This is a genomic window from Streptomyces lasalocidi (assembly GCF_005280215.1).
Lineage (GTDB): Bacteria > Actinomycetota > Actinomycetes > Streptomycetales > Streptomycetaceae > Streptomyces > Streptomyces longwoodensis.
In genome coordinates this window covers 3,467,168-3,493,762 of record NZ_SZNQ01000001.1, presented here as the reverse complement: position 1 = coordinate 3,493,762, position 26,595 = coordinate 3,467,168, and the positions used below count along the sequence as shown (strand labels likewise).

At 75.0% G+C, this 26,595-nt stretch carries 21 protein-coding genes; 17 read left to right on the top strand and 4 right to left on the bottom strand.

What is annotated here, in order from left to right; translation table 11 throughout:
• The first annotated feature begins 138 nt into the window (after positions 1–138).
• The 11 genes from E4U91_RS15510 (at position 139) to E4U91_RS15460 (ending at position 15,634) form a co-directional block, all read left to right on the top strand.
• Positions 139–3,042 carry an FAD-binding and (Fe-S)-binding domain-containing protein gene (locus E4U91_RS15510; RefSeq protein WP_137307417.1) on the top strand — a complete coding sequence of 968 codons (2,904 nt, stop codon included), beginning with the start codon at positions 139–141 and terminating at the stop codon, positions 3,040–3,042.
• A 158-nt stretch (positions 3,043–3,200) separates the two neighbouring features.
• Positions 3,201–4,349: a lipid II:glycine glycyltransferase FemX gene (locus E4U91_RS15505; protein WP_137307416.1), complete on the top strand. Its 1,149-nt coding sequence runs from the start codon at positions 3,201–3,203 to the stop codon at positions 4,347–4,349.
• A 144-nt stretch (positions 4,350–4,493) separates the two neighbouring features.
• Positions 4,494–5,420: an EamA family transporter gene (locus E4U91_RS15500; RefSeq protein ID WP_137307415.1), complete on the top strand. Its 927-nt coding sequence runs from the start codon at positions 4,494–4,496 to the stop codon at positions 5,418–5,420.
• Between the two features lie 103 nt (positions 5,421–5,523).
• Positions 5,524–6,318: a TIGR03084 family metal-binding protein gene (locus E4U91_RS15495; protein ID WP_137307414.1), complete on the top strand. Its 795-nt coding sequence runs from the start codon at positions 5,524–5,526 to the stop codon at positions 6,316–6,318.
• A complete protein-coding gene (locus tag E4U91_RS15490) occupies positions 6,315–7,988 on the top strand; it encodes an acyclic terpene utilization AtuA family protein (protein ID WP_137307413.1) in 1,674 nt (557 codons plus the stop codon). The genes E4U91_RS15495 and E4U91_RS15490 overlap by 4 nt, the downstream gene beginning before the upstream one ends.
• Entirely contained in the window at positions 7,985–9,583 is a 1,599-nt protein-coding gene (locus E4U91_RS15485; RefSeq protein WP_137307412.1) for an acyl-CoA carboxylase subunit beta, read from the top strand. The genes E4U91_RS15490 and E4U91_RS15485 overlap by 4 nt, the downstream gene beginning before the upstream one ends.
• Before the next feature lie 10 nt (positions 9,584–9,593).
• Positions 9,594–11,447 (top strand): acetyl/propionyl/methylcrotonyl-CoA carboxylase subunit alpha, encoded by a 1,854-nt coding sequence (locus E4U91_RS15480; RefSeq protein ID WP_137307411.1) that lies wholly within the window; start codon positions 9,594–9,596, stop codon positions 11,445–11,447.
• Positions 11,448–11,527: 80 nt separating this feature from the next.
• Complete coding sequence (locus tag E4U91_RS15475; protein WP_137307410.1) at positions 11,528–12,658, top strand: acyl-CoA dehydrogenase family protein; 1,131 nt, start codon at positions 11,528–11,530, stop codon at positions 12,656–12,658.
• A gap of 32 nt (positions 12,659–12,690) precedes the next feature.
• Positions 12,691–14,259: a 4-coumarate--CoA ligase family protein gene (locus E4U91_RS15470; protein ID WP_137307409.1), complete on the top strand. Its 1,569-nt coding sequence runs from the start codon at positions 12,691–12,693 to the stop codon at positions 14,257–14,259.
• Positions 14,256–14,999, top strand: coding sequence for an enoyl-CoA hydratase family protein (locus E4U91_RS15465; protein ID WP_137307408.1), 744 nt, complete (start codon positions 14,256–14,258; stop codon positions 14,997–14,999). Before E4U91_RS15470 ends, E4U91_RS15465 begins: the two co-directional genes overlap by 4 nt.
• On the top strand, positions 14,987–15,634 hold the full coding sequence (locus E4U91_RS15460; RefSeq protein ID WP_174867803.1) for a TetR/AcrR family transcriptional regulator: 648 nt from the start codon (positions 14,987–14,989) through the stop codon (positions 15,632–15,634). The genes E4U91_RS15465 and E4U91_RS15460 overlap by 13 nt, the downstream gene beginning before the upstream one ends.
• 41 nt (positions 15,635–15,675) lie before the next feature.
• Here E4U91_RS15460 and pdxH read toward each other — a convergent pair whose 3' ends face one another.
• Positions 15,676–16,386, bottom strand: a complete 711-nt coding sequence (gene pdxH, locus E4U91_RS15455; RefSeq protein ID WP_137307407.1) for a pyridoxamine 5'-phosphate oxidase — start codon at positions 16,384–16,386, stop codon at positions 15,676–15,678.
• 285 nt (positions 16,387–16,671) lie between these two features.
• On the opposite strand from pdxH, the gene E4U91_RS15450 reads away from it, so the two are divergent.
• On the top strand, positions 16,672–17,772 hold the full coding sequence (locus E4U91_RS15450) for a citrate synthase 2 (protein WP_067234249.1): 1,101 nt from the start codon (positions 16,672–16,674) through the stop codon (positions 17,770–17,772).
• 62 nt (positions 17,773–17,834) lie between these two features.
• Here the strand turns inward: E4U91_RS15450 and E4U91_RS15445 are convergent, their stop codons facing one another.
• Positions 17,835–18,917 carry an alpha/beta hydrolase family protein gene (locus E4U91_RS15445; protein ID WP_338326669.1) on the bottom strand — a complete coding sequence of 361 codons (1,083 nt, stop codon included), beginning with the start codon at positions 18,915–18,917 and terminating at the stop codon, positions 17,835–17,837.
• 104 nt (positions 18,918–19,021) lie between these two features.
• Here E4U91_RS15445 and E4U91_RS15440 point away from each other — a divergent pair, with 104 nt between their 5' ends.
• Both E4U91_RS15440 and E4U91_RS15435 read left to right on the top strand, forming a co-directional pair.
• Positions 19,022–19,660: a GNAT family N-acetyltransferase gene (locus tag E4U91_RS15440; RefSeq protein WP_137307406.1), complete on the top strand. Its 639-nt coding sequence runs from the start codon at positions 19,022–19,024 to the stop codon at positions 19,658–19,660.
• Positions 19,657–20,586 (top strand): PaaX family transcriptional regulator C-terminal domain-containing protein, encoded by a 930-nt coding sequence (locus E4U91_RS15435; protein WP_137307405.1) that lies wholly within the window; start codon positions 19,657–19,659, stop codon positions 20,584–20,586. The genes E4U91_RS15440 and E4U91_RS15435 overlap by 4 nt, the downstream gene beginning before the upstream one ends.
• Positions 20,587–20,625: 39 nt before the next feature.
• On the opposite strand, the gene E4U91_RS15430 is transcribed toward E4U91_RS15435, so the two are convergent.
• Positions 20,626–21,666, bottom strand: a complete 1,041-nt coding sequence (locus E4U91_RS15430) for an isopenicillin N synthase family dioxygenase (protein WP_137307404.1) — start codon at positions 21,664–21,666, stop codon at positions 20,626–20,628.
• 648 nt (positions 21,667–22,314) lie between these two features.
• Between E4U91_RS15430 and E4U91_RS38990 the strand changes: the two genes are divergently transcribed.
• Together E4U91_RS38990 and E4U91_RS15420 are read left to right on the top strand one after the other, a co-directional pair.
• Complete coding sequence (locus tag E4U91_RS38990; RefSeq protein ID WP_241678589.1) at positions 22,315–22,776, top strand: GNAT family N-acetyltransferase; 462 nt, start codon at positions 22,315–22,317, stop codon at positions 22,774–22,776.
• 187 nt (positions 22,777–22,963) lie between these two features.
• Complete coding sequence (locus E4U91_RS15420; RefSeq protein ID WP_137307402.1) at positions 22,964–24,466, top strand: PAS domain-containing protein; 1,503 nt, start codon at positions 22,964–22,966, stop codon at positions 24,464–24,466.
• Between the two features lie 84 nt (positions 24,467–24,550).
• Here E4U91_RS15420 and E4U91_RS15415 read toward each other — a convergent pair whose 3' ends face one another.
• Positions 24,551–25,306 carry an SIS domain-containing protein gene (locus E4U91_RS15415; RefSeq protein ID WP_137307401.1) on the bottom strand — a complete coding sequence of 252 codons (756 nt, stop codon included), beginning with the start codon at positions 25,304–25,306 and terminating at the stop codon, positions 24,551–24,553.
• Between the two features lie 225 nt (positions 25,307–25,531).
• On the opposite strand from E4U91_RS15415, the gene E4U91_RS15410 reads away from it, so the two are divergent.
• On the top strand, positions 25,532–26,224 hold the full coding sequence (locus tag E4U91_RS15410) for an iron-dependent transcriptional repressor DtxR (protein WP_067234232.1): 693 nt from the start codon (positions 25,532–25,534) through the stop codon (positions 26,222–26,224).
• Positions 26,225–26,595 lie beyond the last annotated feature (371 nt).

Genomic DNA, 26,595 nt, shown 5'->3' with positions numbered 1-26,595 from the left:
GACGGGGCGGCGCGGCCCCCGGTTGCGGACCACGGCGCGGGACCCCGCCCGGCCCGAAGCCCTTCGCCGAGCGCTTCGCCCGACCCCGGTCGCGGGCCACCGCGAGGAACACCCGCCCGCCCTGGGCATGCTGGACCCATGACGGATCACGCGGAGCTGGAGGCGGCGCTGCGCCGGAGCGTGCGCGGGGACGTGGACTTCGGGGTCACTGCCCGGGCGCTGGTCACCATGGACGCGTCCAACTACCGGCGGGTCCCGCGGGGCGTGGTGGCGCCGCGGGACGCCGACGACGTGGCGGCCGTGCTGGCGGTGTGCCGTGAGCACGGCGTGCCGGTGGTGGCGCGCGGCGGCGGTACCTCGATCGCCGGGCAGGCGACCGGCACGGGCGTGGTGCTGGACTTCACCCGGCACATGAACCGCCTGGTCTCCTTCGACCCGGCCGCCCGCACCGCCGTCGTCCAGCCCGGCCTCGTCCTGGACCGGCTCCAGGAGACGGCCGCCCCGCACGGCCTGCGCTTCGGCCCCGACCCGTCCACGCACGGCAGGTGCACGCTCGGCGGGATGATCGGCAACAACTCCTGCGGCTCCCACTCGGTGGCCTGGGGCACCACCGCGGACAACGTGCGGGAGCTGGACGTGCTCACCGCGCGCGGCGAGCGGCTGCGGCCCGGCCGGGACTGGGCCGGGGCCCCGCGGGGCCTGCGGGCGCTGGTGGAGGGCGAGCTGTCCCGGCTGCGCACCGGCTTCCCCGAGCTGCCCCGCCGCATCTCCGGGTACGCGCTGGACGCCCTGCTGCCCGAGCGGGGCGCCGACGTCGCCCGCTCCTTCTGCGGCTCCGAGGGCACCCTCGGCATCCTGACCGAGGCGGTCGTACGGCTCGTCGAGGCGCCCCGCGCGCGTGCCCTGGCGGTGCTGGCGTACGGCGACGAGGGCGCTGCGGCGGAGGCGGCGGCCGGGCTGCTGCCGTACCGCCCGCTCACCGTGGAGGGCATGGCGGCCGACCTGGTGCCGCCGGGGGCGGGCCTCCCGCGGGGCGGCGCGTGGCTGTTCGTGGAGACCGGCGGGGAGACGGCCGGAGAGGCACGCGCGCGTGCGGAGGAGATCGTGCGCGCGGCCGACGTCCTGGACTCCCTGGTGGTGACGGACCCGGCCGCCCAGCGGACCCTGTGGCGCGTCCGGGAGGACGCGAGCGGCACCGCCACCCGGATGCCCGACGGCACCGAGGCGTGGCCCGGCTGGGAGGACTGCGCGGTGCCGCCCGCCCGGCTCGGCGCCTACCTGCGCGACTTCCGCGCCCTGCTCGCCTCCCACGGCCTGCGCGGCACCCCGTACGGGCACTTCGGGGACGGCTGCATCCACGTCCGGATCGACTTCGACCTGCTGAGCGAGGCGGGCGTCGGCCGCTTCCGCCGGTTCTCCGAGGACCTCGCCGACCTGGTCGTCGCGCACGGCGGCTCGCTGTCCGGGGAGCACGGCGACGGACAGGCGCGGGCCGAGCTGCTGCCGCGCATGTACGGCCCGGAGCTCGTGGCCCTCTTCGAGCGGGCCAAGGCCGTCTGGGACCCGGACGACCTGCTCAACCCCGGCATGCTGGTCCGCCCCGCCCCCCTCGACTCCGGGCTGCGCTTCGCGCCGCTGCCCCGCGAACCGGTCCCGGTGGTGTTCGGCTACCCGGCCGACGGCGGCGACTTCACGGCGGCGGTACGGCGCTGCGTCGGCGTCGCCAAGTGCCGTACGGCCACGGCGGGCGGCCCGGGCGTCATGTGTCCCTCGTTCCGCGTCACCGGCGAGGAGGAGCACTCCACGCGCGGGCGGGCCCGGCTGCTGCACGAGATGCTGGCCGGCGAGCTGATCACGGACGGCTGGCGCTCGCCGGAGGTGCGCGACGCCCTCGACCTGTGCCTGGCCTGCAAGGGCTGCCGCTCGGACTGTCCGGTCGGGGTGGACATGGCCACGTACAAGGCGGAGTTCCTGCACCACCACTACGCCGGCCGGCGCCGCCCCGCCGCCCACTACAGCCTGGGCCGGCTCCCGCGGTGGCTGCGCTGGGCGTCCCGCGCCCGGCTGACCGCGCTCGTCAACGCGCTCGCGGCCGTACGCCCGGTGGCCCGCGTGGCCAAGCGGCTGGCCGGCGTGGCGCCCGAGCGGGCGGTCCCGCGCCTGGCCGGGGAGACGTTCAGCCGGTGGTGGCGGCGTACGGCGGGGCGGGGGAGCGGGGGCAGTGCGGGTGCCGACGGGAGCCATGGGGGCGGGCCGCTGGTGGTGCTGTGGCCCGACACCTTCACCGAGCACCTGTCACCGCCGGTCGGCCGGGCCGCCGTGCGCGTGCTGGAGGCGGCCGGGCTGCGCGTGACGCTGCCGCCGACGCTGCGGATGCGCGGGCGGCCGGTCGGCGACGGCCGCTCCCGGTCGCCGCTCGCCCTGCTCACGGCCCGTCACGCGCGCGTGTGCTGCGGGCTGACGTACGTCTCCACCGGCCAGCTCGACCACGCGCGCACGGTGCTGCGCCGCACCCTGGACCTGATGGAACCGGTGCTGGAGACCGCCGCCCCGGTCGTCGTCCTGGAGCCGAGCTGTGCGGCGGCGCTGCGCGGGGACCTGCCCGAGCTGCTGCCCGACGACCCGCGGGCTGCCCGCCTCGCCACGCGCGTGCTGACGTTCGCGGAGGCGCTGGAGCGGTACGCGCCCTCCTGGGTGCCGCCCCGCGTGGACCGTCCGGCCGTCGGCCAGACCCATTGCCACCAGCACGCGGTGCTCGGCGACGCCCCGGACCGCCGGCTGCGCGAGGCCGCCGGGCTGGACGGGGAGCTGAGCGGCGGCTGCTGCGGCCTGGCGGGCAACTTCGGCTTCGAGCGGGGCCACTTCGAGGTCTCCCGCGCCTGCGCCGACGAACAGCTCCTCCCGGCGCTGCGGGACGCCCCGCCGGACGCGGTGGTCCTCGCGGACGGTTACTCCTGCCGCACCCAGGTGGAGCAACTGTCCCGGGCGCGGGCCAGGCACCTGGTGGAGGTGCTGGCGGAGGCCCTGCCGGACGAGCCGTGACCCCAGGGGGCGTCTCGTCGATCAGGCCGGGCTCGCGGCGTCCGGCACTCCCTGGTCCGGCCTGATCCACGAGACACCCCCAGGGGGCGTCTCGTCGCGCGCTCCGCCCCGCCCGGCTCCTACGGTGGTCGCAACCGCCCTGCGAAGGAGATCCCGGTATGTCCCTGCCCGCCGCCCTGCCCGCCCCGTCCCTGTCCGTCCGGTCCCTGTCCCGGGCCGAGCACCTCGCCTTCGTCGCGGAGCGGCCCTCCGTGAGCCACCTCCAGGTCCCCGCCTGGGGCGAGGTGAAGCGGGAGTGGCGGGCGGAGAGCCTCGGCTGGTGCACGCCGGACGGCCGCCTGGTGGGCGCCGGGCTGGCCCTGCTGCGGCCGCTGCCCGGGCTGCGCAAGTACCTCGCCTACCTGCCCGAGGGTCCGGTCATCGACTGGTTCGACACCGACCTGGACCGCTGGCTGGCCCCCCTGCTCGCCCACCTGAAGGGGCGGGGCGCCTTCTCGGTGAAGATGGGGCCGCCCGTCGTCCTGCGCCGCTGGAGCGCCGACGCGGTCAAGGCGGCCGTCGCCGACCCGGACGCCCGCCGGCTGGGTGACGTCGAGCCGACGTCGTACGAGCCGCGCGCCGCCGAGGTGGCGGAGCGGCTGCGCCGGGCCGGCTGGCGGCCGTCGCGGCAGGGCGGCGAGGACGGCTTCGCCGCCGGCCAGCCCCGCCACGTCTTCCAGGTGCCCCTGGCCGGCCGCACCCTGGAGGACGTCCACCGGGGCCTGAACCAGCAGTGGCGGCGCAACGTCAAGAAGGCCGAGCAGGCGGGCGTGAAGGTGGTCCGCGGCGGCCGGGAGGACCTGCCCGTGTTCCACGAGCTGTACCGGGAGACCGCCGAGCGCGACCGCTTCCTGCCCCGCCCGCTGCCGTACTTCGAGCGGATGTGGACCGCCCTGACCGCCGAGCACCCGGACCGGATGCGGCTCTACCTCGCCCACCACGACGGCGAGGTCCTCGCCGCCGCCACCCTGCTCACCGTCGGGGAGCACGTCTGGTACTCCTACGGCGCCTCCACCGCCCGCAGGCGCGAGGTCCAGCCCAACAACGCGCTGCAGTGGCGGATGCTCTGCGACGCCTACGAGGAGGGCGCCGCCGTCTACGACCTGCGGGGCATCACCGACACCCTGGAGGAGTCCGACCCCCTCCTCGGCCTGCTGCGCTTCAAGGCCGGCACGGGCGGCGAGGCGGTGGAGTACCTGGGCGAGTGGGACTTCCCCCTCAACCGCCTGCTGCACACGGCGCTCGGCCTGTACCTGGGCCGCCGCTGAACGGGCTCCCGGCGCGCGGGCCGGTCCACCATGCGGGACAGTTGCGTAACGGGTTCACACGCCTGACGAGGTCCACTACCCTGGACTTCGCAGTGCAGCACGCTGAACGATCTCCGAGCCGCGACCCTAGACTTTGGACCGCCCGTGACCACGCCCAGCACCTCCACCGCACCCACGTCGGCGCACACCCCGGCGGCCCCGGGTGCCCGGTCGACCCTCGGTCCCGTCGGCCTGGTACTGGCCGGCGGGGTGTCCGTGCAGTTCGGCGGCGCCCTGGCGGTGACGCTGATGCCGCGCGCCGGCGCCCTCGGCGTGGTGGCGCTGCGGTTGCTGGTCGCGGCGGTGGTGCTGCTGCTGGTCTGCCGTCCCAAGGTGCGCGGCCACTCGCGCGCCGACTGGGGCACGGTGGTCGTCTTCGGTCTGGCGATGGCCGCGATGAACGGCCTGTTCTACCAGGCCGTTGACCGCATCCCGCTGGGCCCCGCGGTCACCCTGGAGGTTCTCGGCCCCCTCGCCCTGTCCGTGCTCGCCTCGCGCCGGGCGGTCAACCTGGTGTGGGCCGGGCTCGCGCTGGCCGGGGTCTTCCTCCTGGGCGGCGGGGGCTTCGACGACCTGGACCCGGCGGGCGTGGCGTTCGCGCTCGGGGCGGGCGCGATGTGGGCGGCGTACATCGTCTTCAGCGCGCGCACCGGCCGGCGCTTCCCGCAGGCGGACGGTCTGGCGCTGGCGATGACGGTCGGTGCGGTGGTCTTCCTGCCGCTGGGCCTGGCCGAGTCCGGCACCAAGCTGTTCGACCCGGTGACGCTGGGCCTGGGGGCCGCGGTGGCGATGCTCTCCTCGGTCATGCCGTACACGCTCGAACTGCTCGCCCTGCGCCGCCTGCCCGCCTCCACCTTCGCCATCCTGATGAGCCTGGAGCCGGCCCTCGCCGCCACCGCGGGCTTCCTGGTCCTCGGCCAGTCCCTGAGCCTGCCCCAGACCCTCGCCATCGGCCTGGTCATCGTGGCCAGCATGGGCGCGGTGCGCACCCAGGTGGGGCGGCGCAGGGCGGTGGTGGCGCCGGAGGCGTGAGCCGCGGCGGGTCCGCTCCGCCCCGCGCGGCGGGCGGACTCCCGCTCCACAAATTAATGCAAGCATGCTTGCTTGTTTCTGGTGCCGCTGCCATGCTCCCCCCATGGCCGACCCGACGCCCGTCTTCGACGACCTGCGTGCCGAGAGCGACGAACTGGACCGCCTCGTCGCGGAGTTGGAACCCGAGCAGTGGGCGCTGCCCACCCCCGCCGCGGGCTGGACGATCGCCCACCAGATCGCCCACCTCGCCTGGACCGACCGTTCGGCGCTCACCGCGGTCACCGACGAGGAGGCGTTCCGGGAGCTGGTGGAGAAGGCCCTCGCCGCGCCCGGCACCTTCGTCGACGAGGGCGCCGAGGACGGCGCCCGCCTCGCCCCCGCCGACCTGCTGGGCCGCTGGCGCGAGGGCCGCGCCGCGCTCGGCAGGGCCCTGGCCGCGGCCCCGCCCGGCGCCCGCTTCCCCTGGTATGGGCCCCCGATGTCGGCCGCCTCCATGGCCACCGCCCGCCTGATGGAGACCTGGGCGCACGGCCTGGACATCGCCGACGCCCTCGGCGTCACCCGGCCCCCCACCGACCGGCTGCGCCACATCGCCCGGCTCGGCCACCGCACCCGCGACTTCGCGTACACCGTGCACGGCCTGCCCGCCCCCGCCGACCCGTTCCGGCTCGACCTGACCGGCCCCGGCGGTGACGTCTGGACCTACGGCCCCGAGGACGCCCCGCAGCGCGTCACCGGGACCGCCCTCGACTTCTGCCTCCTCGTCACCCGCCGCGCCCACCGCGCCGACCTGGCGCTGCGCGCCGAGGGCCCGGACGCCGACCGCTGGCTGGACCTGGCCCAGGCGTTCGCCGGTCCGCCCGGCGCCGCCCGCCCGCCGAAGGGAGCCGGCGCGTGACCCTGCGCATCGGCAACTTCTCCGGCTTCTACGGCGACCGCTCCGACGCCCTGCGCGAGATGCTCACCGGCGGTGAGCTCGACGTCCTCACCGGCGACTACCTCGCCGAGCTGACCATGCTGATCCTCGGACGGGACCGGCTGAAGGACCCCGGCGCCGGGTACGCCCGCACCTTCCCGCGGCAGCTGGAGGAGTGCCTCGGACTGGTCCACGACAAACGGGTGAAGATCGTCACCAACGCGGGCGGCCTCAACCCGGCCGGGCTCGCCGCCCGCGTCCGGGAGCTGGCCGAGCGGCTCGGCGTGCCCCTGCGCGTCGCCCACGTCGAGGGCGACGACCTCACCGCCGCCCACCCCGGCAGCCTCGCCGCCCACGCCTACCTCGGCGGCTTCGGCATCGCGGCCTGTCTGCGCGCGGGCGCCGACGTCGTCGTCACCGGCCGGGTCACGGACGCCGCCCTGGTCACCGGGCCCGCCGCCGCCCACTTCGGCTGGCCGCCCGACGCCTACGACCGGCTCGCCGGGGCCGTCGTCGCCGGGCACGTCCTGGAGTGCGGCACCCAGGCCACCGGCGGCAACTACGCCTTCTTCACCGAGGGGCCCGGCGACGTCGGCCGCCCCGGCTTCCCGCTGGCCGAGCTCCACGAGGACGGCACCGCCGTCATCACCAAGCACCCCGGCACCGGCGGCTTCGTCGACGTCGGCACGGTCACCGCGCAGCTGCTCTACGAGACGGCGGGCGCCCGGTACGCGGGCCCCGACGTCACCGCCCGGCTGGACACCGTACGGCTCCGCCAGGACGGGCCGGACCGGGTGCGCATCGAGGGCGTGCGCGGGGAGGCACCGCCGCCCACCCTCAAGGTCGGCCGCAACCGGCTCGGCGGCTTCCGCAACGAGGTCGTCTTCGTGCTGACCGGCCTGGACGTCGAGGCCAAGGCCGCCCTCGTACGGCGCCAGCTCGCGCCCGCCCTCGGCAAGGTCGCCGACGCCCGCTGGGAGCTGGTGCGCACCGACCGGCCCGACGCCACCACCGAGGAGACGGCGAGCGCGCTGCTGCGGCTCGTCGTGCGCGACGCCGACCAGCAGGCCGTGGGCCGGGCGTTGAGCGGGGCCGCGGTGGAACTCGCGCTCGCCAGCTACCCCGGCTTCCACGTGCTGGCCCCGCCCGGCAAGGGCGCGCCGTACGGCGTCTTCGAGGACGCGTACGTCCCGCAGGACGCCGTCGAGCAGGTGGCCGTCCTCCCCGACGGGCGCCGCGTCCCCGTGGCGCCCGCCCCCGACAGCGCCGTACCGGAGGACGTGCCCGAGCCGCCGCTGCCCGGTCCGCCGCCGGGCGGGCCGACCCGGCGGGCGCCCCTCGGACTGGTCGCCGGCGCCCGCAGCGGCGACAAGGGCGGCCACGCCAACGTGGGCGTGTGGGCCCGCACGGACGCGGCCTGGTCCTGGCTCGCCCACACCCTGACCGTCGACCGCTTCCGCGCGCTCCTGCCGGAGACCGCTCCGCTGCCGGTGACCCGGCACGTCCTGCCCCGGCTGCGCGCCCTGAACTTCGTCGTCGAGGGCATCCTCGGCGAGGGCGTCGCCGCGCAGGCCCGCTTCGACCCGCAGGCCAAGGCCCTCGGCGAATGGCTGCGCTCCCGCCACCTGGACATCCCGGAGGCCCTGCTGTGACCGTCCTGCCGTCCGCCCTGGACACCCGCGGCCCCGACCACGCAGCCCACCGCGCGGCCATGCTCGCCAAGCTCGCCGACCTCGACGCCGAGCACGCCAAGGCCCTCGCGGGCGGCGGCGAGAAGTACGTGCGGCGGCACCGCGCGCGGGGCAAGCTCCTCGCCCGCGAACGCGTCGAACTGCTGCTCGACCCGGACACGCCGTTCCTGGAACTCTCCCCGCTCGCCGCCTGGGGGAGCGACTACACCGTCGGCGCCTCCCTGGTCACCGGGATCGGCGTGGTCGAGGGCGTGGAGTGCCTGATCACCGCCAACGACCCCACCGTGCGCGGCGGCGCCAGCAACCCCTGGTCGCTGAAGAAGGCCCTGCGCGCCCACGAGGTCGCGCTCGCCAACCGGCTGCCCGTGATCAGCCTGGTGGAGTCCGGGGGCGCCGACCTGCCCTCGCAGAAGGAGATCTTCATCCCCGGCGGGGCCGTCTTCCGCGACCTGACCCGGCTGTCCGCGGCCGGCATCCCCACCGTCGCCGTCGTCTTCGGCAACTCCACCGCCGGGGGCGCGTACGTCCCCGGCATGTCCGACCACGTGATCATGGTCAAGGAGCGGGCCAAGGTGTTCCTCGGCGGCCCGCCGCTGGTGAAGATGGCCACCGGCGAGGAGAGCGACGACGAGTCCCTCGGCGGCGCGGAGATGCACGCGCGCGTGTCGGGCCTCGCCGACCACTTCGCCGTCGACGAGCCGGACGCCCTGCGCCAGGCCCGCCGCGTGGTCGCCCGCCTCAACCACCGCAAGGCGTACCCCGACCCCGGCCCGGCCGAGCCGCCGAAGTACGACCCGGAGGAGCTGCTCGGCGTCGTCCCCGACGACCTCAAGGTCCCCTTCGACCCGCGCGAGGTGATCGCCCGGATCGTCGACGCCTCCGACTTCGACGAGTTCAAGCCGCTGTACGGCACCAGTCTGGTCACCGGCTGGGCCCGGCTGCACGGCTACCCGGTCGGCGTCCTGGCCAACGCGCAGGGTGTCCTCTTCAGTGCCGAGTCGCAGAAGGCCGCCCAGTTCATCCAGCTCGCCAACCAGCGCGACGTCCCGCTGCTCTTCCTGCACAACACCACCGGCTACATGGTCGGCCGGGAGTACGAGCAGGGCGGCATCATCAAGCACGGCGCCATGATGATCAACGCGGTGTCGAACTCCCGCGTCCCCCACCTGTCGGTGCTGCTGGGCGCCTCCTACGGCGCCGGGCACTACGGCATGTGCGGGCGGGCCTACGACCCCCGCTTCCTGTTCGCCTGGCCCAGCGCCAAGTCCGCGGTGATGGGCCCGCAGCAGCTCGCCGGCGTGCTCTCCATCGTCGCCCGCCAGTCGGCCGCCGCGAAGGGCACGCCCTACGACGAGGAGGCGGACGCGGGCCTGCGCGCCATGGTGGAGCAGCAGATCGAGTCCGAGTCACTGCCCATGTTCCTGTCCGGGCGGCTGTACGACGACGGCGTCATCGACCCGCGCGACACCCGCACCGTCCTCGGCCTGTGCCTGTCCGCGATCCACACCGCGCCCTACGAAGGCGCGCGGGGCGGCTTCGGCGTCTTCCGGATGTGAGGGACCTGACGTGATCACTTCTGTCCTCGTGGCCAACCGGGGCGAGATCGCCCGCCGCGTCTTCCGCACCTGTGCCGGACTGGGCATCCGCACCGTCGCCGTGCACTCCGACGCCGACGCGCACGCCCTGCACACGCGCGTGGCCGACAGCGCCGTACGCCTGCCGGGCGCCGCGCCCGCCGAGACGTACCTGCGCGGCGACCTGATCGTGAAGGCGGCCGTCGCGGCCGGCGCCGACGCGGTGCACCCCGGCTACGGCTTCCTGTCCGAGAACCCCGGCTTCGCGCGCGCCGTCCTCGACGCGGGCCTGGTGTGGATCGGACCGCCGCCCGAGGCCATCGAGGCCATGGCGTCCAAGACCCGCGCCAAGGCACTCATGGGCATCGCGCCGCTCGACGCGGAGCACGTCACCGAGGCCGACCTGCCGGTGCTGGTGAAGGCCGCCGCGGGCGGCGGCGGGCGCGGCATGCGCGTCGTGCGCCGCCTGGACGACCTGGACCCCGCCCTGCACGCCGCGCGCGCCGAGGCCGCGAGCGCCTTCGGCGACGGCGAGGTCTTCGTCGAGCCCTACCTGGAACACGGCCGCCACGTCGAGGTGCAGGTCCTCGCCGACACCCACGGCACCGTGTGGGCGCTCGGCACGCGCGACTGCTCCCTCCAGCGCCGCCACCAGAAGGTGATCGAGGAGGCGCCCGCCCCCGGGCTCACCCCGGCGCTCGACGAGGAACTGCGCACCCTCGCGGTCCGCGCCGCGCGCGCAGTGGACTACGTGGGCGCCGGCACCGTCGAGTTCCTGGTCGCCGACGGCACCGCGCACTTCCTGGAGATGAACACCCGCCTCCAGGTGGAACACCCGGTCACCGAGGAGGTTTTCGGCCTCGACCTGGTCGCCGAACAGATCAGGATCGCCGAGGGCGCCCCCCTGGCCGCCGAGCCGCCCCCCGCGCGCGGGCACGCCGTCGAGGCCCGCCTGTACGCCGAGGACCCGGCCGGCGACTGGTCCCCGCAGACCGGCACCCTGCACCGCCTCGCCGTCCCCGACGGCGTCCGCCTCGACACCGGCTGCACCGACGGCGACGAGATCGGCGTCCACTACGACCCGATGATCGCCAAGGTGATCGCGCACGCCCCCACGCGCGCGGAGGCGGTGCGCAAACTGGCCGGCGCGCTGGAGCGCACGGCGATCCACGGCCCCGTCACCAACCGCGACCTGCTCGTCCGCTCCCTGCGCCACGAGGAGTTCACCTCCGCGCGCATGGACACCGGCTTCTACGACCGCCACCTGGCCGCGCTCACCGAACCCGCCGCCGACCCGCTCGCCCCCCTCGCCGCGGCCCTCGCCGACGGCCACGGCCGTTCCCGCTTCGGCGGCTGGCGCAACCTGCCCTCGCAGCCGCAGGTGAAGCGGTACGCGATGGCGGGCCAGGAGCACGAGGTGCGCTACCGGCACACCCGTGGCGGCCCGGTGGCGGACGGCGTCCAGGTGATCCACGTCGACGCCTCGGCGGTCGTCCTGGAGACGGACGGCGTGCGCCGCCGCTTCGAGGTGGCCCGCCACGGCGACCGGGTCTGGGTCAACGGCACCGCCCTCACCGCCCTGCCCCGCTTCCCCGACCCGACGGCCCAGCAGGCCCCCGGCTCCCTGCTCGCGCCGATGCCGGGCACGGTCGTCAAGATCGCCGACGGCCTCGTCACCGGATCGGGTGTCCGGGCCGGTGAACCGCTGCTGTGGCTCGAAGCGATGAAGATGCAACACCGCATTTCCGCACCGGTGACAGGGACGGTGACGGCTGTGCAGGTGACGGAAGGACAGCAAGTGGAGGTGGGCACCCTCTTGGCCGTGGTCGAGAGCACCCAACCGTAGGGGCGCGGGGCAGTACCGATCTGCGGCTACCGCCGCGCGAGCGCGACCAGCCACCCACGACCAGCACCCGGAGGACCACCGTGACCACCCTCGTCGAACCCGAAGAGCACCAGGCCCTCCGCAAGGCGGTAGCGGCCTTCGCCCATAGCCACCGGGACGTCGCCAACCGCGACCTTTGGCGGCAGGCTGCCGAGCTGGGCTACATCGGCGTCAACCTGCCGGAGGCGTACGGCGGGGGAGGCGGCGGCATCACCGAACTCTCCCTCGTCCTCGAAGAGCTCGGCACCGCCGGCAACCCCCTGCTCATGATGATCGTCTCCCCGGCGATCTGCGGCACCGTGATCGCCCGCTTCGGCACCGACGCCCAGAAGCGGGAGTGGCTGCCCGCCCTCGCCGACGGCTCCCGCCTGATGGCGTTCGGCATCACCGAGCCCGACGCCGGCTCCAACAGCCACCGCATCACGACCACGGCCCGCCGCGACGGCGCCGACTGGCTGCTCACCGGCCGCAAGGTGTTCGTCTCCGGCGTGGACATCGCGGACGCCACCCTGATCGTCGGCCGCACCGAGGACGCCCGCACCGGCCGCCTCAAGCCCTGCCTGTTCATCGTCCCGCGGGACGCCCCCGGCTTCACCCGCCGCCGGATCGACATGGAACTGCACAGCGAGGAGAAGCAGTTCGAGCTGGTCCTGGACGACGTGCGGCTGCCCGCCGAGGCGTTGGTGGGCGACGAGGACGCCGGCCTGCTCCAGCTGTTCGCCGGCCTCAACCCGGAGCGCATCATGACGGCGGCCTTCGCGATCGGCATGGGGCGCCACGCCCTGGCCCGCGCCGTGGAGTACGCGCGCGAGCGCACCGTGTGGAAGGTCCCCATCGGCGCCCATCAGGCGATCGCCCACCCGCTCGCCCAGGCCCACATCGAGCTGGAGCTGGCCCGCCTGATGATGCAGAAGGCGGCCCACCTGTACGACGCGGGGGACGACGCCGGCGCGGGCGAGGCGGCGAACATGGCGAAGTACGCGGCGGGGGAGGCCTGCGTGAAGGCGGTCGACCAGGCGGTGCACACCCTCGGCGGGAACGGCCTGACGCGCGAGTTCGGCCTGGCCCGGCTGATAACGGCCGCGCGCGTGGCTCGTATCGCCCCGGTGAGCCGGGAGATGATTCTCAACTACGTCTCCCACCAGACCCTCGGTCTGCCCAAGTCGTACTGACGACGCACGCCGGCGTGCGTGAGGAGGAACCGATGTTCCGCAGCGAGTACGCAGACGTCCCACCCGTCGACCTGCCCATCCACGAGGCCGTGCTGGGCCGTGCCGCCGGTTTCGGCGACCGGCCGGCGCTGATCGACGGCACGGACGGCACCACGCTCACCTACGAGCAGGTCGACCGCTTCCACCGCCGGGTGGCCGCCGCGCTCGCCGAGGCCGGGGTGCGCAAGGGGGACGTACTGGCCCTGCACAGCCCCAACACGGTCGCCTTCCCGCTCGCCTTCTACGCGGCCACGCGCGCGGGCGCCTCGGTCACCACCGTGCACCCGCTGTGCACGCCCGAGGAGTTCGCCAAGCAGCTCGGCGACTCGGGGGCCCGGTGGATCGTCACCGTCTCCCCGCTGCTGGCGACGGCCCGCCGCGCGGCCGAACTCGCGGGCGGCGTCGAGGAGGTGTTCGTCTGCGACAGCGCGCCCGGCCACCGCTCGCTGATCGACATGCTCGCCTCCCGCGCCCCCGAGCCCCGGCCCGACATCGACCCGGTCGAGGACGTGGCGGCCCTGCCGTACTCCTCGGGCACGACCGGTGTCCCCAAGGGCGTGATGCTCACCCACCGGCAGATCGCCACCAACCTCGCCCAGCTGGAGCCGGCGATCCCCGCGCAACCGGACGACCGCATCCTCGCGGTGCTGCCGTTCTTCCACATCTACGGGCTGACCGCGCTGATGAACGCACCGCTGCGCCAGGGCGCCACGGTCGTCGTGCTGCCGCGCTTCGAGCTGGAGCCGTTCCTCGCCGCGATCCAGACCCACCGCATCACCGGGCTGTACGTGGCACCGCCGATCGTGCTGGCCCTCGCCAAGCACCCGGCGGTCGCGCAGTACGACCTGTCGTCCCTGCGGTACGTCATCAGCGCCGCCGCACCCCTGGACGCCGACCTCGCCGCCGCCTGCGGGAAGCGGCTGGGCCTGCCGCCGGTCGGCCAGGCGTACGGCATGACCGAGCTGTCCCCAGGCACCCACGTCGTCCCGCTGGCCGCCATGGACGAGGCCCCGCCCGGGACCGTCGGCAAGCTCATCGCCGGCACCGAGATGCGCGTGGTCTCCCTCGACGACCCCGGCGAGGACCTCGGCGTCGGCGAGGCGGGCGAGATCCTCATCCGCGGCCCGCAGGTCATGAAGGGCTACCTGGGCCGCCCCGACGCCACCGCGGCGATGATCGACCCCGACGGCTGGCTGCACACCGGCGACGTCGGCCGCGTCGACCGGGACGGCTGGCTGTTCGTCGTCGACCGGGTCAAGGAACTCATCAAGTACAAGGGCTTCCAGGTCGCCCCGGCCGAGCTGGAGGCGCTGCTGCTCACCCACCCGGGCATCGCGGACGCGGCCGTCATCGGCGCCCACGACGACGACCGCAACGAGGTGCCGCACGCGTTCGTGGTCCGCCGGTCCACCACCGCCGACCTCTCCGAGGGCGAGGTCATGATGTACGTCGCCGAGCGGGTCGCCCCGTACAAGCGCGTGCGCCGCGTCACCTTCATCGACGCCGTGCCGCGCGCCGTGTCCGGGAAGATCCTGCGCCGGCAGCTCAGGGAGCACACATGACACTGATCGGCCGTAGCCGCGCGCGGGGCGTGGAGACCCTCGCGCTCGACTCACCGGACAACCGCAACGCCCTCTCGGCGGCGCTCGTCGCCGAGCTCGCGGGAGCGCTCACCGACTGCGCCGAGGACCCCGGTGTCCGCGCCGTCGTCCTCACCCACACCGGCGGCACGTTCAGCGCAGGCGCCGACCTGCGCGACCCGCCGCACCCCGACGCGCTCGTGGACCTGCTCCGCCGGATCGTGGAACTGCCCCGGCCGGTGGTCGCGCGGGTCACCGGCCACGTCCGCGCGGGCGGCCTCGGCCTCCTGGCCGCCTGCGACATCGCGGTCGCGTCCCGCGCGGCGACGTTCGCCTTCACCGAGGTGCGCATCGGCGTGGCCCCGGCCGTCATCTCGCTGACTCTCCTGGACCGCGTCGACCCGCGCGCCCTGGCCCGCTACTACCTCACCGGCGAGCGCTTCGACGCCGTCGAGGCGGCCCGCGCCGGCCTGCTCACCGCGGCCGCGGGCGACGGCGAGGAGGTGGACGCCGTCCTCGACCCCGTCCTCGACGGGCTGCGGCGCTCCGCGCCCGAAGCCCTGGCCGAGACGAAACGACTGCTCACGACTAGGGTGCTGGAGACCTTCGACCGGGACGCGGCCGCCCTGACCGCGCTCTCGGCCCGGCTGTTCGCCTCCCCGCCGGCCCGCGAGGGGATGACGGCCTTCCTCGAACGACGGGATCCCCCATGGGTGCTGTGACCGGTGCCTCGACCGGCACCACGACCGGTGCCGCGACGGCCGACGCGCGCGCGGAGCGCCTCCCCAAGCAGGACCGCAGCCGCGCCACCCGGCAGCGGCTCCTGGAGGCCGCCGTGGCCTGCCTCGCCGAGCGCGGCTGGGCGGGCTCCACGGTCTCCGTCGTCGCCGAGCGCGCCGGTGTCTCCCGGGGCGCCGCCCAGCACCACTTCCGCACCCGTGAGGACCTGTTCACCGCGGCCGTCGAGTACGTCGCCGAGGAACGCTCCACGGCCCTGCGCGCCCTTTTCCCGCAGGGCGCGGCCGGCGACCGGCGCGCGGTCGTCGCCGCCCTGGTCGACCTGTACACCGGCCCCCTGTTCCGGGCGGCCCTGCACCTGTGGGTCGCCGCCTCCGACGAGGAGCAGCTGCGCCCCCGGGTCACCGAGCTGGAGGCCCGCGTGGGCCGCGAGACCCACCGCATAGCCGTCGAGCTGCTCGGCGCCGACGAGTCCCGCCCCGGCGTGCGCGAGACCGTCCAGGGCCTGCTGGACATGGCCCGCGGCCTGGGCCTCGCCAACCTCCTCACCGACGACACGACCCGCCGCGCCCGCGTGGTGGCGCAATGGGCGGCCCTCCTGGACACGACCCTGGCCTGAGACGGCGGCCGGCCGGGATGGTCGCCGGCCTCCACGGCACCTCAGGGGCTCAGCCGCTCCACCCGCCAGCCGCCGGTCGGCTCGGCGACGTAGGCCAGGCGGTCGTGCAGGCGGTTCAGGCGGCCCTGCCAGAACTCCACGCGCTCGGGTGTGACCCGGAAGCCGCCCCAGTGCGGCGGCACGGGCACCTGCTCGCCCTCCGGGTAGCGGGCCTCCAGCTCGGCATAGGCCGCGTCCAGGCCCTCGCGCGAGGCGATCACCGTGGACTGGGCGCTCGCCCAGGCGCCCAGCTGGGAGCCGTGCGGCCGGGTCCGGAAGTACGCGGCGGTCTCGTCGCGCCCGGTGCGGGCGGCCACGCCCCGCACGACGACCTGCCGGGCCATCGGGTGCCAGGGGAACAGCAGCGAGACGTGGGGGTTCTCGGCGAGGTCGCGGCCCTTGCGGGAGTCGTAGTTGGTGTAGAAGACGAAGCCCCGCTCGTCGAACTGCTTCAGCAGCACCGTGCGCGAGCTGGGCCGGCCCTCGGCGTCGGCCGTGGACACGACCATCGCGTTCGGCTCGAACAGGTGGGCCTCCACGGCCGCGTCCCGGAACCAGCGGGCGAACTGCTCCACCGGCGTCGCGGCCAGGTTGGACGCGTCGAGGCCCTCGGCGCGGTACTGCTTGCGCATCGACGCGGGATCGGGCGCGGGTTCGGCGGCGGGATCGTACGGGACGGCGTCTCGGTCGCTCACATGGTCATCTTGCCGCATGGTCCGCCCGTACGGACGGTCCGCGGACCGGAGGACCACCGGCCCGCCCGTGATGGCACTGAGTGCCGCGGGGGCTCCCCAAAGGTGGCACTCCGGGGATATCGTGCTGGTGCCGTGCCGGTGGGGTGACCGCCGACCGCACGGGGCATCACAGGGGTGGGCGCCCAGGACCGCGAGCCGGGACACGACCGCGGATCCAAGGGCTCCTCACCCTCCCCAGCCGCCCGACACCTGGTCGTCCCACCGGACGCACCACCTGTCACTCACCTCACGAGGAGCCGCCTGATGTCCGACTTCGTACCCGGGCTCGAGGGAGTCGTCGCATTCGAGACCGAGATCGCCGAACCGGACAAGGAGGGCGGCGCCCTGCGCTACCGGGGCGTCGACATCGAGGACCTCGTCGGTCACGTCTCCTTCGGCAACGTCTGGGGCCTGCTCGTGGACGGCGCCTTCAACCCCGGCCTGCCGCCCGCCGAGCCGTTCCCCATCCCCGTCCACTCCGGTGACATCCGCGTGGACGTGCAGTCCGCGCTGGCCATGCTCGCCCCCGTCTGGGGCCTGAAACCGCTCCTGGACATCGACGCCGACCAGGCCCGTGACGACCTAGCCCGCGCCGCCGTCATGGCCCTGTCCTACGTCGCCCAGTCCGCCCGCGGCCAGGGCCTGCCCATGGTCCCGCAGCGCGAGATAGACCAGGCGCAGTCCGTCGTCGAGCGGTTCATGATCCGCTGGCGGGGCGAGCCCGACCCCAAGCACGTGGCCGCCGTGGACGCCTACTGGACGTCCGCCGCCGAGCACGGCATGAACGCCTCCACCTTCACCGCCCGCGTCATCGCCTCCACCGGCGCCGACGTCGCCGCGGCCCTCTCGGGCGCCGTGGGTGCCATGTCCGGCCCGCTGCACGGCGGCGCCCCCTCCCGCGTGCTCGGCATGATCGAGGAGATCGAGCGCACCGGCGACGCCGAGGCGTACGTCAAGCAGGCCCTGGACCGGGGCGAGCGCCTGATGGGCTTCGGGCACCGCGTCTACCGCGCCGAGGACCCCCGCGCCCGCGTCCTGCGCCGCACCGCGCGCGAGCTGGGCGCCCCCCGGTTCGAGATCGCCGAGGCGCTGGAGAAGGCCGCGCTGGAGGAGCTGCACAACCGCCGCCCCGACCGCGTCCTCGCCACGAACGTCGAGTTCTGGGCCGCCATCGTCCTGGACTTCGCCGAGGTCCCGGCGCACATGTTCACCTCGATGTTCACCTGCGCCCGCACCGCGGGCTGGTCGGCGCACATCCTGGAGCAGAAGCGCACGGGCCGCCTGGTGCGCCCGTCCGCCCGCTACATGGGCCCGGGCCCGCGCGACCCGCGCGAGGTGGAGGGGTACGCGGACATCGCGTCCTGATCCCGCTCCCCGAGCGGCTGTCGTGACCGGCGGTGCGGGCCCGTGGCACCGCCGGTCACGCATCAGCGCCCGGGAGACGTCGGCGCGTCCGCCCTGCTCGCGCCGGCCTCCCGCAGGAAGCGGGTCTGGCGGTCGAGGAATCCCGCCGCGTACAGCTTCCGTGGTGCGAGGACGGCGGTCGCGGTCAGCCGCAGTGACGAGCGCTCGGTGGCGTGGTCGACCAGCGAGTGCGTGGCGTCCGGGTAGTGCTGGACGCTCAGCGTGGAGGCGGGAAGCACCTCGCGGTACACGGCCTGCGTCTCCGTGACGTCCACGTTCACGTCGTGGCCGGCCAGCACCAGCAGGACGGGGGTCCCCCTCATGGCGCGCAGGTCGGCGACCGCGTCGGAGGTGTAGTTCGCCGAGATGAACCGCCAGCGGGCGGGCGTGACGCCGTCCGGGGCACCGACCGCCGCGCGGTACTCGGCGTAGGTCGCGCCCCTCCTCAGCAGGCGCACGGTCGTCTCGCGGCGGCGCATCGCCTCCTCGACGCGCCGCTTGCCGGCGCCGTCCCGGTGGAGTTCGGCGAGCAGGTTGTAACGGCCCTGCCGCAGCCAGTTGACGGCCGGGGAGACGGCGATGACGAAACGTATGCGCGGGTCCTTCGCGGCGACCTTGGGCAGGACCCAGCCGGCCTGGCTGGCGCCCCACAGTCCGATGCGCCGGCCGTCGATCCCGGGACGCCCGCGGGCCCAGGCGACCGCGGCGAGGGTCTCCTCGGCGCGGTCGTCCATGCTCTGGCCGAGCCAGTCGCCCTCCGAGCCGGCCACCCCCGGTTTGCTGAAGGACAGCGAGGCGTAACCCGCCCGCGCGAACGCCTCCCACAGGGGCCGGTAGAAGGTGTCGTGGGTCGCGTCCACGGGCCCGTCCCCGTGCACGAAGACCACCAGCCCGAACGGCCCGTCGCCCGCGGGCGGGCGGGCCAGCACCCCCTCCAGGCGGTGGCCGTGGTGCCGCAGCACCACGCGTTCCTCACGGAGGTCGTAGGTGTTCTGCCACACCACCACCCCGCTGAGCCCGCCCGCCACGAGCAGGGCACCCACCAGGGTCCACAGCAGGTACCCCCGCCCGCGCCGCGCGCGGACCGTCTTCCGTCGTCCCAGCACCGGACCGCTCCGATCTATCGTTCATTTTAAAAACGCTCGTATGAAGAATGAACGTACTAGAATCGATAGTGCAAGGTGACCGGGAAGGCAGGGGGAGCAGGACCATGGAGCCCACGAACGCGCGGACCGGGGCCGTCACGTGCCGTCGAGGTGTGCCCGAGGGGGCCGAGGGGGAGGTGGCCGCGCTCTACTGGGACGCGTTCGGCCGCAAGCTCGGCCCGGCCCTCGACCCCCCGGAGACCGGGCGGGCCTTCATCGCCGCCCACCTGAACCACGACCGTGGCGTGACCGCGCTGGCCGGCGGCAAGGTGGTCGGCGTCGCGGGGTACCGTCTCGGCGGGCGCGCGCTGACCGGCGGTGACGTGCCGGACGTCCTGTCCGCCTACGGCGTCCTGCGCGGCCTGCCCCGGCTCGCCGTACTCGCCCTGTTCGAACGCACCCCCGAGGAGGCGGAACTCGTCATGGACGGCATCGCGGTGGACGCGCGCCACCGGGGCCGCGGGATCGGCAGCCTCCTGCTGGAGCAGGTCGCCGCCGTCGCCGCCGAGAACGGATGCCGGCGCGTCCGCCTGGACGTCATCGACACCAACCCCCGTGCCCGGGCCCTGTACGAACGGCACGGCTACGTCGCCCGGCGCACCGAGCGGACGCCCTACCTGCGCCGCCTGCTGGGGTTCGGCGCGGTGACGACCATGTACCGGCCCGTCACCGGGGCGGACCGCACCGGAGGGGACGGGCGATGACGGCCGCCGGCACACCCGCCACCGGTACCGGAGCGGACGGCCCTCCCCGGCCGGAGGTGCCCACCCGGCTGCTCGTGCACGCCCTCGTGCGGGAGGACGGCACCGTCGACGCCGCCGAGCTGTACGGCGTCGCGGGCCTGCTGGGCATGACCGACCAACAGGTGCGCCTGTGTGTCAAACGCCTCGTCGCCGACGGCCGGTTCACCCAGGAGGGCCGCGGGCGCAAGGCCGTCCTGCGGTCCGTCGCCGACCCCACCGGCGCCCTCGCACCGGACGCCGCGTACGTGCGCCACGCCTACCGGCAGGACGCCGGGCACGCCCCCTGGGACGGCGTCTGGCACCTGTTCGCGTTCGCCGTTCCCGAAGCACGGCGCACCACCCGCGACGCCCTGCGGGACACCCTCCTCCACCTCGGAGCGGCCCCCCTCCAGGGCGGCCTCTACGTCACCGCCAACCCCGTCGCCGACATCGTCGAGGCCCACGCCCGCCGCCTCGGCGTCCTGGACTCCCTCACCTTCCTGACCAGCACCGACCTGCGCGTGGGCACCCTCACCGACCCCGCGGCCCTGGCCGCCGGACTGTGGCCCCTGCGGGAGATCGCCACCCGCTACGAACGGCTCACCGCCTTCGCGCAGCACTGTCTGACCCGGCTGGCCGCGCCGGCCGGGGGCGACGGCACGGGGAGCGCGGCAGCCGGGCGCCTGGCGATGGCCGTGGAACTCGCGGCCGCGTTCACCAAGGCGATGGACCCCGACCCGCTGCTCCCGCCGGAACTGCTGCCGCAGCCGTGGCCCGGCGCCCACGCACGACGCCTCACCGCCGACTGCTGGCAACGCCTGGGCGGGACGGACACCGACGGACGGGCCGGGCTGCGCCTGTTCCGCCTCTACGGCGACGCGCTCGGCGAGCCGCCCGGCACACCCTGAGAGCGGCGGCCGGTCAGCGGTCCCCGCCCGGCGGCCGGCTCACGCCGGCGTCAGCAGCCCCGCGTGGTGCCGCCGGGCGACCAGCGGGTGCGCGCGCAGCTTGCCCTTGAGCTCGTTGTAGCCGTACTCGGCGAACAGCGGGTTGGCCGGGTCGTCCGTGACGCCGGGCGCCGCCGGGGCGTGCGGGAAGGGCAGCGGCTCCACGCGCGCGTCCAGGCGCGGGTTGTAGAAGAACGGCACCGAGTAGCGCTCCACCGCGCCGGGCGGCGAGACCACGCGGTGGTTGGTGGCGAGCAGGTAGCCGTCGGTGGCGACCTCCAGGAGTTCGCCGAGGTTCACCACGAAGGCGCCCTCGATCGGCGGGACGTCGTGGAACTGCCCGTCCTCGCGCTGCACCTGGAGCCCGCCCACCTCGTCCTGGAGCAGCAGGGTCAGGAAGCCGTAGTCCTTGTGCGCGCCGACGCCCTGGTCGGCGCCGTCCCCGGCGGTCCCGGGGTAGCGCACCAGCTTCAGCTGGGGGTGGGCCCGCTCGCCGAAGACGCGGTCGTAGAAATCGGCGGGCGCGCCGATCGAGGCGAGCAGCTCGTGCAGCAGCCGCTCGGCGACCGCGCTGAGCCGCTCGATCCAGTGCAGCGCGGCCGTGCGCAGCTCCGGCAGCGACGCGGGCCACTGGTTGGGCCCCTCCAGCCACCAGTACGCCGGCTCCCCGGGGCCCGGGACCCGGGCCGGCCGCTCGGCGCCGATGTCGAGCTGGTCGCGCCAGTCGCGCCGGCCGCCGGTGCGCTCGTCGCCGGTGCGGGTGTAGCCGCGGAAGTGGGGGGAGTGGACGTTGTCGAGGGCGAGCCGCTCGGCCTCCGGCAGGGCGAAGAACCGCCGCATCGCGGTCAGCAGCAGGTCGGTCTCCTGCCGGGTCACGCCGTGCCCGATGAGCTGGAAGAAGCCGACGTCGTGGGCGGCGCTGTGCAGCTGGGCGTGCAGCAGGGCCCGCGCGCGGGGTCCGCGGTCGGCGGCGGACAGGTCGATGATCGGGAGCTGCCGGTGGGCGGGGGGCGTCACTGCGGGGGTGGATACGTGCGTCATGAGGTGTCCGCGGGGTGTACGGGCTCGGCGAGAGCTGACGGGAGCCGCTCGGGTGGAGCGGGCGGGAGGGGGCGGCGGTGACCGCGCAGGGGGGCGCCGGGACGGCGCGGGGAGAAGCTCGGACCACGGGGGGCCGGACGGCTCGGAGGGAGCCGGGAGGGCTCAGCGGGAGCGTCGACAGCCCATGCTCGTGACGCGGACGAAGTCCACGTGGCGGCGTCGAACGAGCGAAAGCATGGCGTCAGGGTACCGCCCGGCCGGAAGACCCGTACAGCGCGCGGACCGGGACCGGAAGATCTTCCGGACATGCAGCGACCCGCGAGTCTGGTTCCTCCCGGGGGAGGAGCCGGCCGGACGTACCGGCGACTCGCGGGTCGGGTGACTGCGTGGAACTGGCCGGCTGCGTGTGTCGCGCACACGCTGGTCCGGCGCCGAACCGAGTCTGACGGCGGACCGCTAGCCCGCAGTCACCTCTTCCGTCCGGTATGCATACATCTGCCGAACCACCTCCTTTCCGAAGTGGTAGCAACCCTAAGAACCGTTCGCCACTGGATCAACCGTTTTTTTCGCGCACCCCGTCCGGTCCCGCGTCCGGCCGCCCCCGATACGCCGTTGACGCAGGTCGGCGCGGCGCGCTTGGCTGCCGGGGTGACCGATCTCCGCATCGTCCCCGTGGCCGCCGACGACGCCGGCGCCCTGCGGGACTGGCAGCACGTCCACAACACGATCGTGCCCCCGGCCGCCCTGCCGCTCGACGCGGTCCGCGCGCGTGCGGGCCGCAACCGCCTGTGCAACGCCTACGCCGGTGACGTGCTCGTCGGCTGCTCCACCGTGCGCCCGCCGCAGGGCGAGGAGGCCGTGGCGACCGTCATCGCGCGCGTGCTGCCCGAGCACCGGCTGCGCGGCCTGGGCACCGTCCTCTACGACGACGGCCTCGCCCACGCGCGCGTGCTCGGCGCCGGGGCCGTCGAGACGTGCGTGCTGGCGGCCAACGAGGACGGCCTCGCCTTCGCCCTCGCGCGCGGGTTCGCCGAGACCGACCGCTACGTGCTGGACGGGGAGAGCGACCTGTGGATCGACCTGCGACTGAGCGGGTGGGAGCACGCGTAGGGGCGGGTACCCGAGGGGCGGCGCGCCGGGGACGGTCCGGTCCACAACGATTGCTCTGCAATATTGCAGGAACCCTGTGTGTGCTGCATCACGTTCGAGTTGAATGAAGGCCAGGGAAAGGGCCGGTGGCGGCCCGTGAGCGAACCGGCGCGCCGTCGCTGCCGACGCGTCCGGCATGGGGGTCCAGGTGAGTGCTTCCCGGCGTAGTGGGACCACGGACGAGCTGGGGCCGGACGACGGCCCCGAGCCGCCCGACCGGGGCGGTGCCGGCTCCGGCACCCCGCCGCCCGGCGGTCCCGGCCACCCCGAGCACCCCGACGGCGCCGACCTGCTCGCCGCGCTCCTGGACGGCATGGACGCGGCGCTGTGCGCCTTCGACGCGGACGGCGTCGTCACCCACTGGAACCGGGAGGCCGAGCGCATCCTCGGCTGGACGGCGGCGGAGGCCGTCGGCCGGCACGGGTTCGCCGGCTGGGCGGTGCGCGAGGCCGACGCCGAGGAGGTCGAGGGCCGGCTGCGAGCGGCCATGCGCGCCCCGGGCCGCCAGGTGCACGAGTTCGCGCTGGTCACCAAGGACGGCGGCCGGGTCCTCGTGCGCACCCAGTCCGCCGCGGTGCGCGGCCCCGACGGCACGCCCGCCGGCCTGTACTGCGCGTTCAGCGAGGTGCACGCCCAGATCGACCTGGAGCGGTCCATCGCGCTGAGCGAGGCGCTCCTGGAGGACGCCTCCTGGGGCGTCGTCCTGGTCGACGCCGACCTGCGGCCCGCCGTCGTCAACGCGCACGCGGCGCGCGCGCTGGGCACCGGCCGCACGGCCGCGCTGGGCCGCCCGCTGGGCGAACTGCTCACCCAGGGCGTGGAGGAGGTGGAGAACGCCCTCACGCACGTCCTCGCCGAGGGCGCCCCGCCCGCGCTCGCCGAGGTGTGGGTCGGGGTGCGCACCCCGGACGGCGAGAAGCGGCGCTGCTGGCGCAGTGGCTTCCTGCGGCTGGCCTCCCCGCTCGCGGAGGAGCCGGTGCCGCTCGGCGTGGGCTGGGTGTTCCAGGACGTCACCGAGGCCAAGCACGGCGAGCAGGAGGCGTCCGTCCTGCGCTTCCGCGGCAACCAGCTGCACCGGGCGGCCCGCGCGGCCGCCGAGTGCGAGGACCCCGCCGAGGCGGTCACCGTGCACCTCGACTTCGCCCTCGCCGGATTCGCCGACCACGCCCTGATCGACCGCGTCACCGGCGGTACGGCGCCGTCCGAGGGCGGCGCGACGGGCGCGGGCGGAGGACGCCCGGCCGGGGCGCCGCTGCGGCTCGTCCGCATCGTCGAGACACCCTCCGGCGGCGGCCCGGGCCCCAGCGCGCTCACCGGCCGCGCGGGGCTCCCCGCGCGCTACGCCGACGGCCACCCGGCGCTGCAGTGCGTGGCCCGCGCCGGGTCCGTGCGGGCCGGCGCCGGCAGCGTGCCGCCCGACCAGGCCCGCGAGTGGGCGCGCACCCGCCAGTGGCCCGAGGACACGGTGCACGCGCTGTGCGCGGCGCTGCGCAGCCGGGGCCGCACGCTGGGTGTGGTGACGTTCCTGCGCGGGCGCGGCCGCAGCCCGTTCGAGCGTTCCGACACGGCCTACGCGGAGGACGTGGCCGTACGGATCGCGGCGGCGCTGGACCTCGCGGAGGCGGTGGGCGACCGGGGCGGGGACACCTGACGGGGCGCCGTCTCCCCGGTCTTCGCGACAGTCGCGACAATCGCCGTCGCCGTGGTCGGCGTCGTCCGTGTGGTCGCCCCGGCCTCAGTGCCGGTAGAAGATCCGCTCCCGGTACTCGTCCATGATCCGCCCGTTCCACTCGTGGCCGCCGTCGACGTTGCCCGAGCGCAGCAGCGGCGGCTCGACGCCCCGCTCGGCCAGTGACCCGGCCGCGGTGGCCATGACCGCCTGGAGCAGCGCGGCGGTGACGACGGTGGAGGCGGGCGCGAACGGCGCGGGCACGGAGTCCAGGGTCAGCTCGGCGTCGCCCACGGCGATCTTCGAGTCCAGGACGACGTCGCAGTGGTCCTTGAGGAAGGTGCCGGAGGCGTGCCGGGACTTGGTCTCCGTCGCGTACGCCACCGACGTCACGCCGATGACCCGGACGCCGAGGGCGCGGGCGTTGAGGGCCATCTCCACGGGCAGGGCGTTGCGGCCGGACAGCGAGACGATCACCAGGGCGTCGCCCGCGCCGATCGGGGCGGTGTCCAGCACGGCGCCCGCGAGGCCGTCGACGCGCTCCAGGGCGGAGCCGAGGGTGGCCGGGGTGACGTCGACGCCGACGACGCCCGGGACGGCGAGCAGGTTCATCAGGGCGAGTCCGCCGGCCCGGTAGACGACGTCCTGCGCGGCGAGGGAGGAGTGTCCGGCGCCGAAGGCGAAGAGCCGGCCGCCGTCGGCCACGGTGTCCGCGAGGAGCTTCCCGGCGGCCTCGACGGCCTCGGCCTCCTCGTCGCGGACCCGCTGCAGGAGCCCGATCGCCGCGTCGAAGAACTGCCCAGCGAGCCTGCGGTCGCTCATCCGAGGGGCCCCTTTGCCGAGTCGGGTGTCCGTGTCGCGGATCACCGTGCGGTCTGGACCAGTGGGATGTCAATACGGCGTGCGGGCGGGGCCGGGGCCCGTCATCCGGCGTCCGCCTCCCGCGGCACGGCACGGTTGTCAGTGGGATCCGGCAGAATTGAGGTCAGGGCCAGCGCACGCGCCGGAGAGCCGTCCAGCCTCCGGGACACTCATCGAGGGGCACGTATGTCCGGACTCATCGACACCACGGAGATGTATCTCCGCACCATCCTCGAGCTGGAGGAGGAGGGTGTCGTCCCCATGCGCGCCCGCATCGCGGAGCGGCTGGACCAGAGCGGTCCGACGGTCAGCCAGACGGTCGCGCGCATGGAGCGCGACGGCCTGGTGTCCGTCGCCAGCGACCGGCACCTGGAGCTGACCGACGAGGGCCGCCGCCTCGCCACGCGCGTGATGCGCAAGCACCGCCTCGCCGAGTGCCTGCTCGTCGACGTGATCGGTCTGGAGTGGGAGCAGGTGCACGCCGAGGCCTGTCGCTGGGAGCACGTGATGAGCGAGGCCGTCGAGCGGCGCGTGCTGGAGCTGCTGCGCCACCCCACCGAGTCGCCGTACGGCAACCCGATCCCGGGCCTGGAGGAGCTGGGCGAGAAGGACGGCGCCGACCCGTTCCTGGACGAGGGCATGGTCTCGCTGGCCGAGCTCCACCCGGGCCTGGAGGGCAAGACGGTCGTCGTGCGCCGGATCGGCGAGCCCATCCAGACCGACGCCCAGCTGATGTACACCCTGCGCCGCGCCGGGGTGCAGCCCGGCTCCGTGGTGAGCGTCACCGAGTCGGCCGGCGGGGTGCTGGTCGGCAGCGGGGGCGAGGCCGCCGAGCTCGCGTCGGACGTCGCCTCCCACGTCTTCGTCGCCAAGCGCTGAGGCGGCCCGGTGCCGCGCGCCCAGGGAGGAGCCGGGCGGAAAACCGCAGCGCCGCACCGCGTCTCGTGCCAGGCTGTCGCGTGAGGCATGGGACCGGAGGGGGCGGGACGATGTGCCGCAGACGACAGGAGGGCCCCGGTGCCGTACGGCACCGGGGCCTGTCCTCCCCTGTGTCGACCCGGAGCCCCGAGCTCTCAGGGTCGTTCCCCTCGGACCTCTTTCCCCGAGCGGTCCGCCTCCCGCAGAAGGTCTCCCCTCGGCAGCGGCGATCATTCCTTGAGGGGGGTCACTCGAACGAGGGGTGTTGCCTGGCACCCAGGCGTTTTTCGAATACGAGTTCGATAGTCTGCGTGTGACACGCGTGCAACACC

What these genes read in the sequence shown, in the direction of transcription:
- E4U91_RS15510 (WP_137307417.1), top strand. Translation starts at nt 139, where the DNA reads ATGACGGATCACGCGGAGCTGGAGGCGGCGCTGCGCCGGAGCGTGCGC.
- E4U91_RS15505 (WP_137307416.1), top strand. Translation starts at nt 3,201, where the DNA reads ATGTCCCTGCCCGCCGCCCTGCCCGCCCCGTCCCTGTCCGTCCGGTCC.
- E4U91_RS15495 (WP_137307414.1), top strand. Translation starts at nt 5,524, where the DNA reads ATGGCCGACCCGACGCCCGTCTTCGACGACCTGCGTGCCGAGAGCGAC.
- E4U91_RS15470 (WP_137307409.1), top strand. Translation starts at nt 12,691, where the DNA reads ATGTTCCGCAGCGAGTACGCAGACGTCCCACCCGTCGACCTGCCCATC.
- E4U91_RS15465 (WP_137307408.1), top strand. Translation starts at nt 14,256, where the DNA reads ATGACACTGATCGGCCGTAGCCGCGCGCGGGGCGTGGAGACCCTCGCG.
- E4U91_RS15460 (WP_174867803.1), top strand. Translation starts at nt 14,987, where the DNA reads ATGGGTGCTGTGACCGGTGCCTCGACCGGCACCACGACCGGTGCCGCG.
- pdxH (WP_137307407.1), bottom strand. Translation starts at nt 16,386, where the DNA reads ATGCGGCAAGATGACCATGTGAGCGACCGAGACGCCGTCCCGTACGAT.
- E4U91_RS15450 (WP_067234249.1), top strand. Translation starts at nt 16,672, where the DNA reads ATGTCCGACTTCGTACCCGGGCTCGAGGGAGTCGTCGCATTCGAGACC.
- E4U91_RS15440 (WP_137307406.1), top strand. Translation starts at nt 19,022, where the DNA reads ATGGAGCCCACGAACGCGCGGACCGGGGCCGTCACGTGCCGTCGAGGT.
- E4U91_RS15435 (WP_137307405.1), top strand. Translation starts at nt 19,657, where the DNA reads ATGACGGCCGCCGGCACACCCGCCACCGGTACCGGAGCGGACGGCCCT.
- E4U91_RS15430 (WP_137307404.1), bottom strand. Translation starts at nt 21,666, where the DNA reads ATGACGCACGTATCCACCCCCGCAGTGACGCCCCCCGCCCACCGGCAG.
- E4U91_RS15415 (WP_137307401.1), bottom strand. Translation starts at nt 25,306, where the DNA reads ATGAGCGACCGCAGGCTCGCTGGGCAGTTCTTCGACGCGGCGATCGGG.
- E4U91_RS15410 (WP_067234232.1), top strand. Translation starts at nt 25,532, where the DNA reads ATGTCCGGACTCATCGACACCACGGAGATGTATCTCCGCACCATCCTC.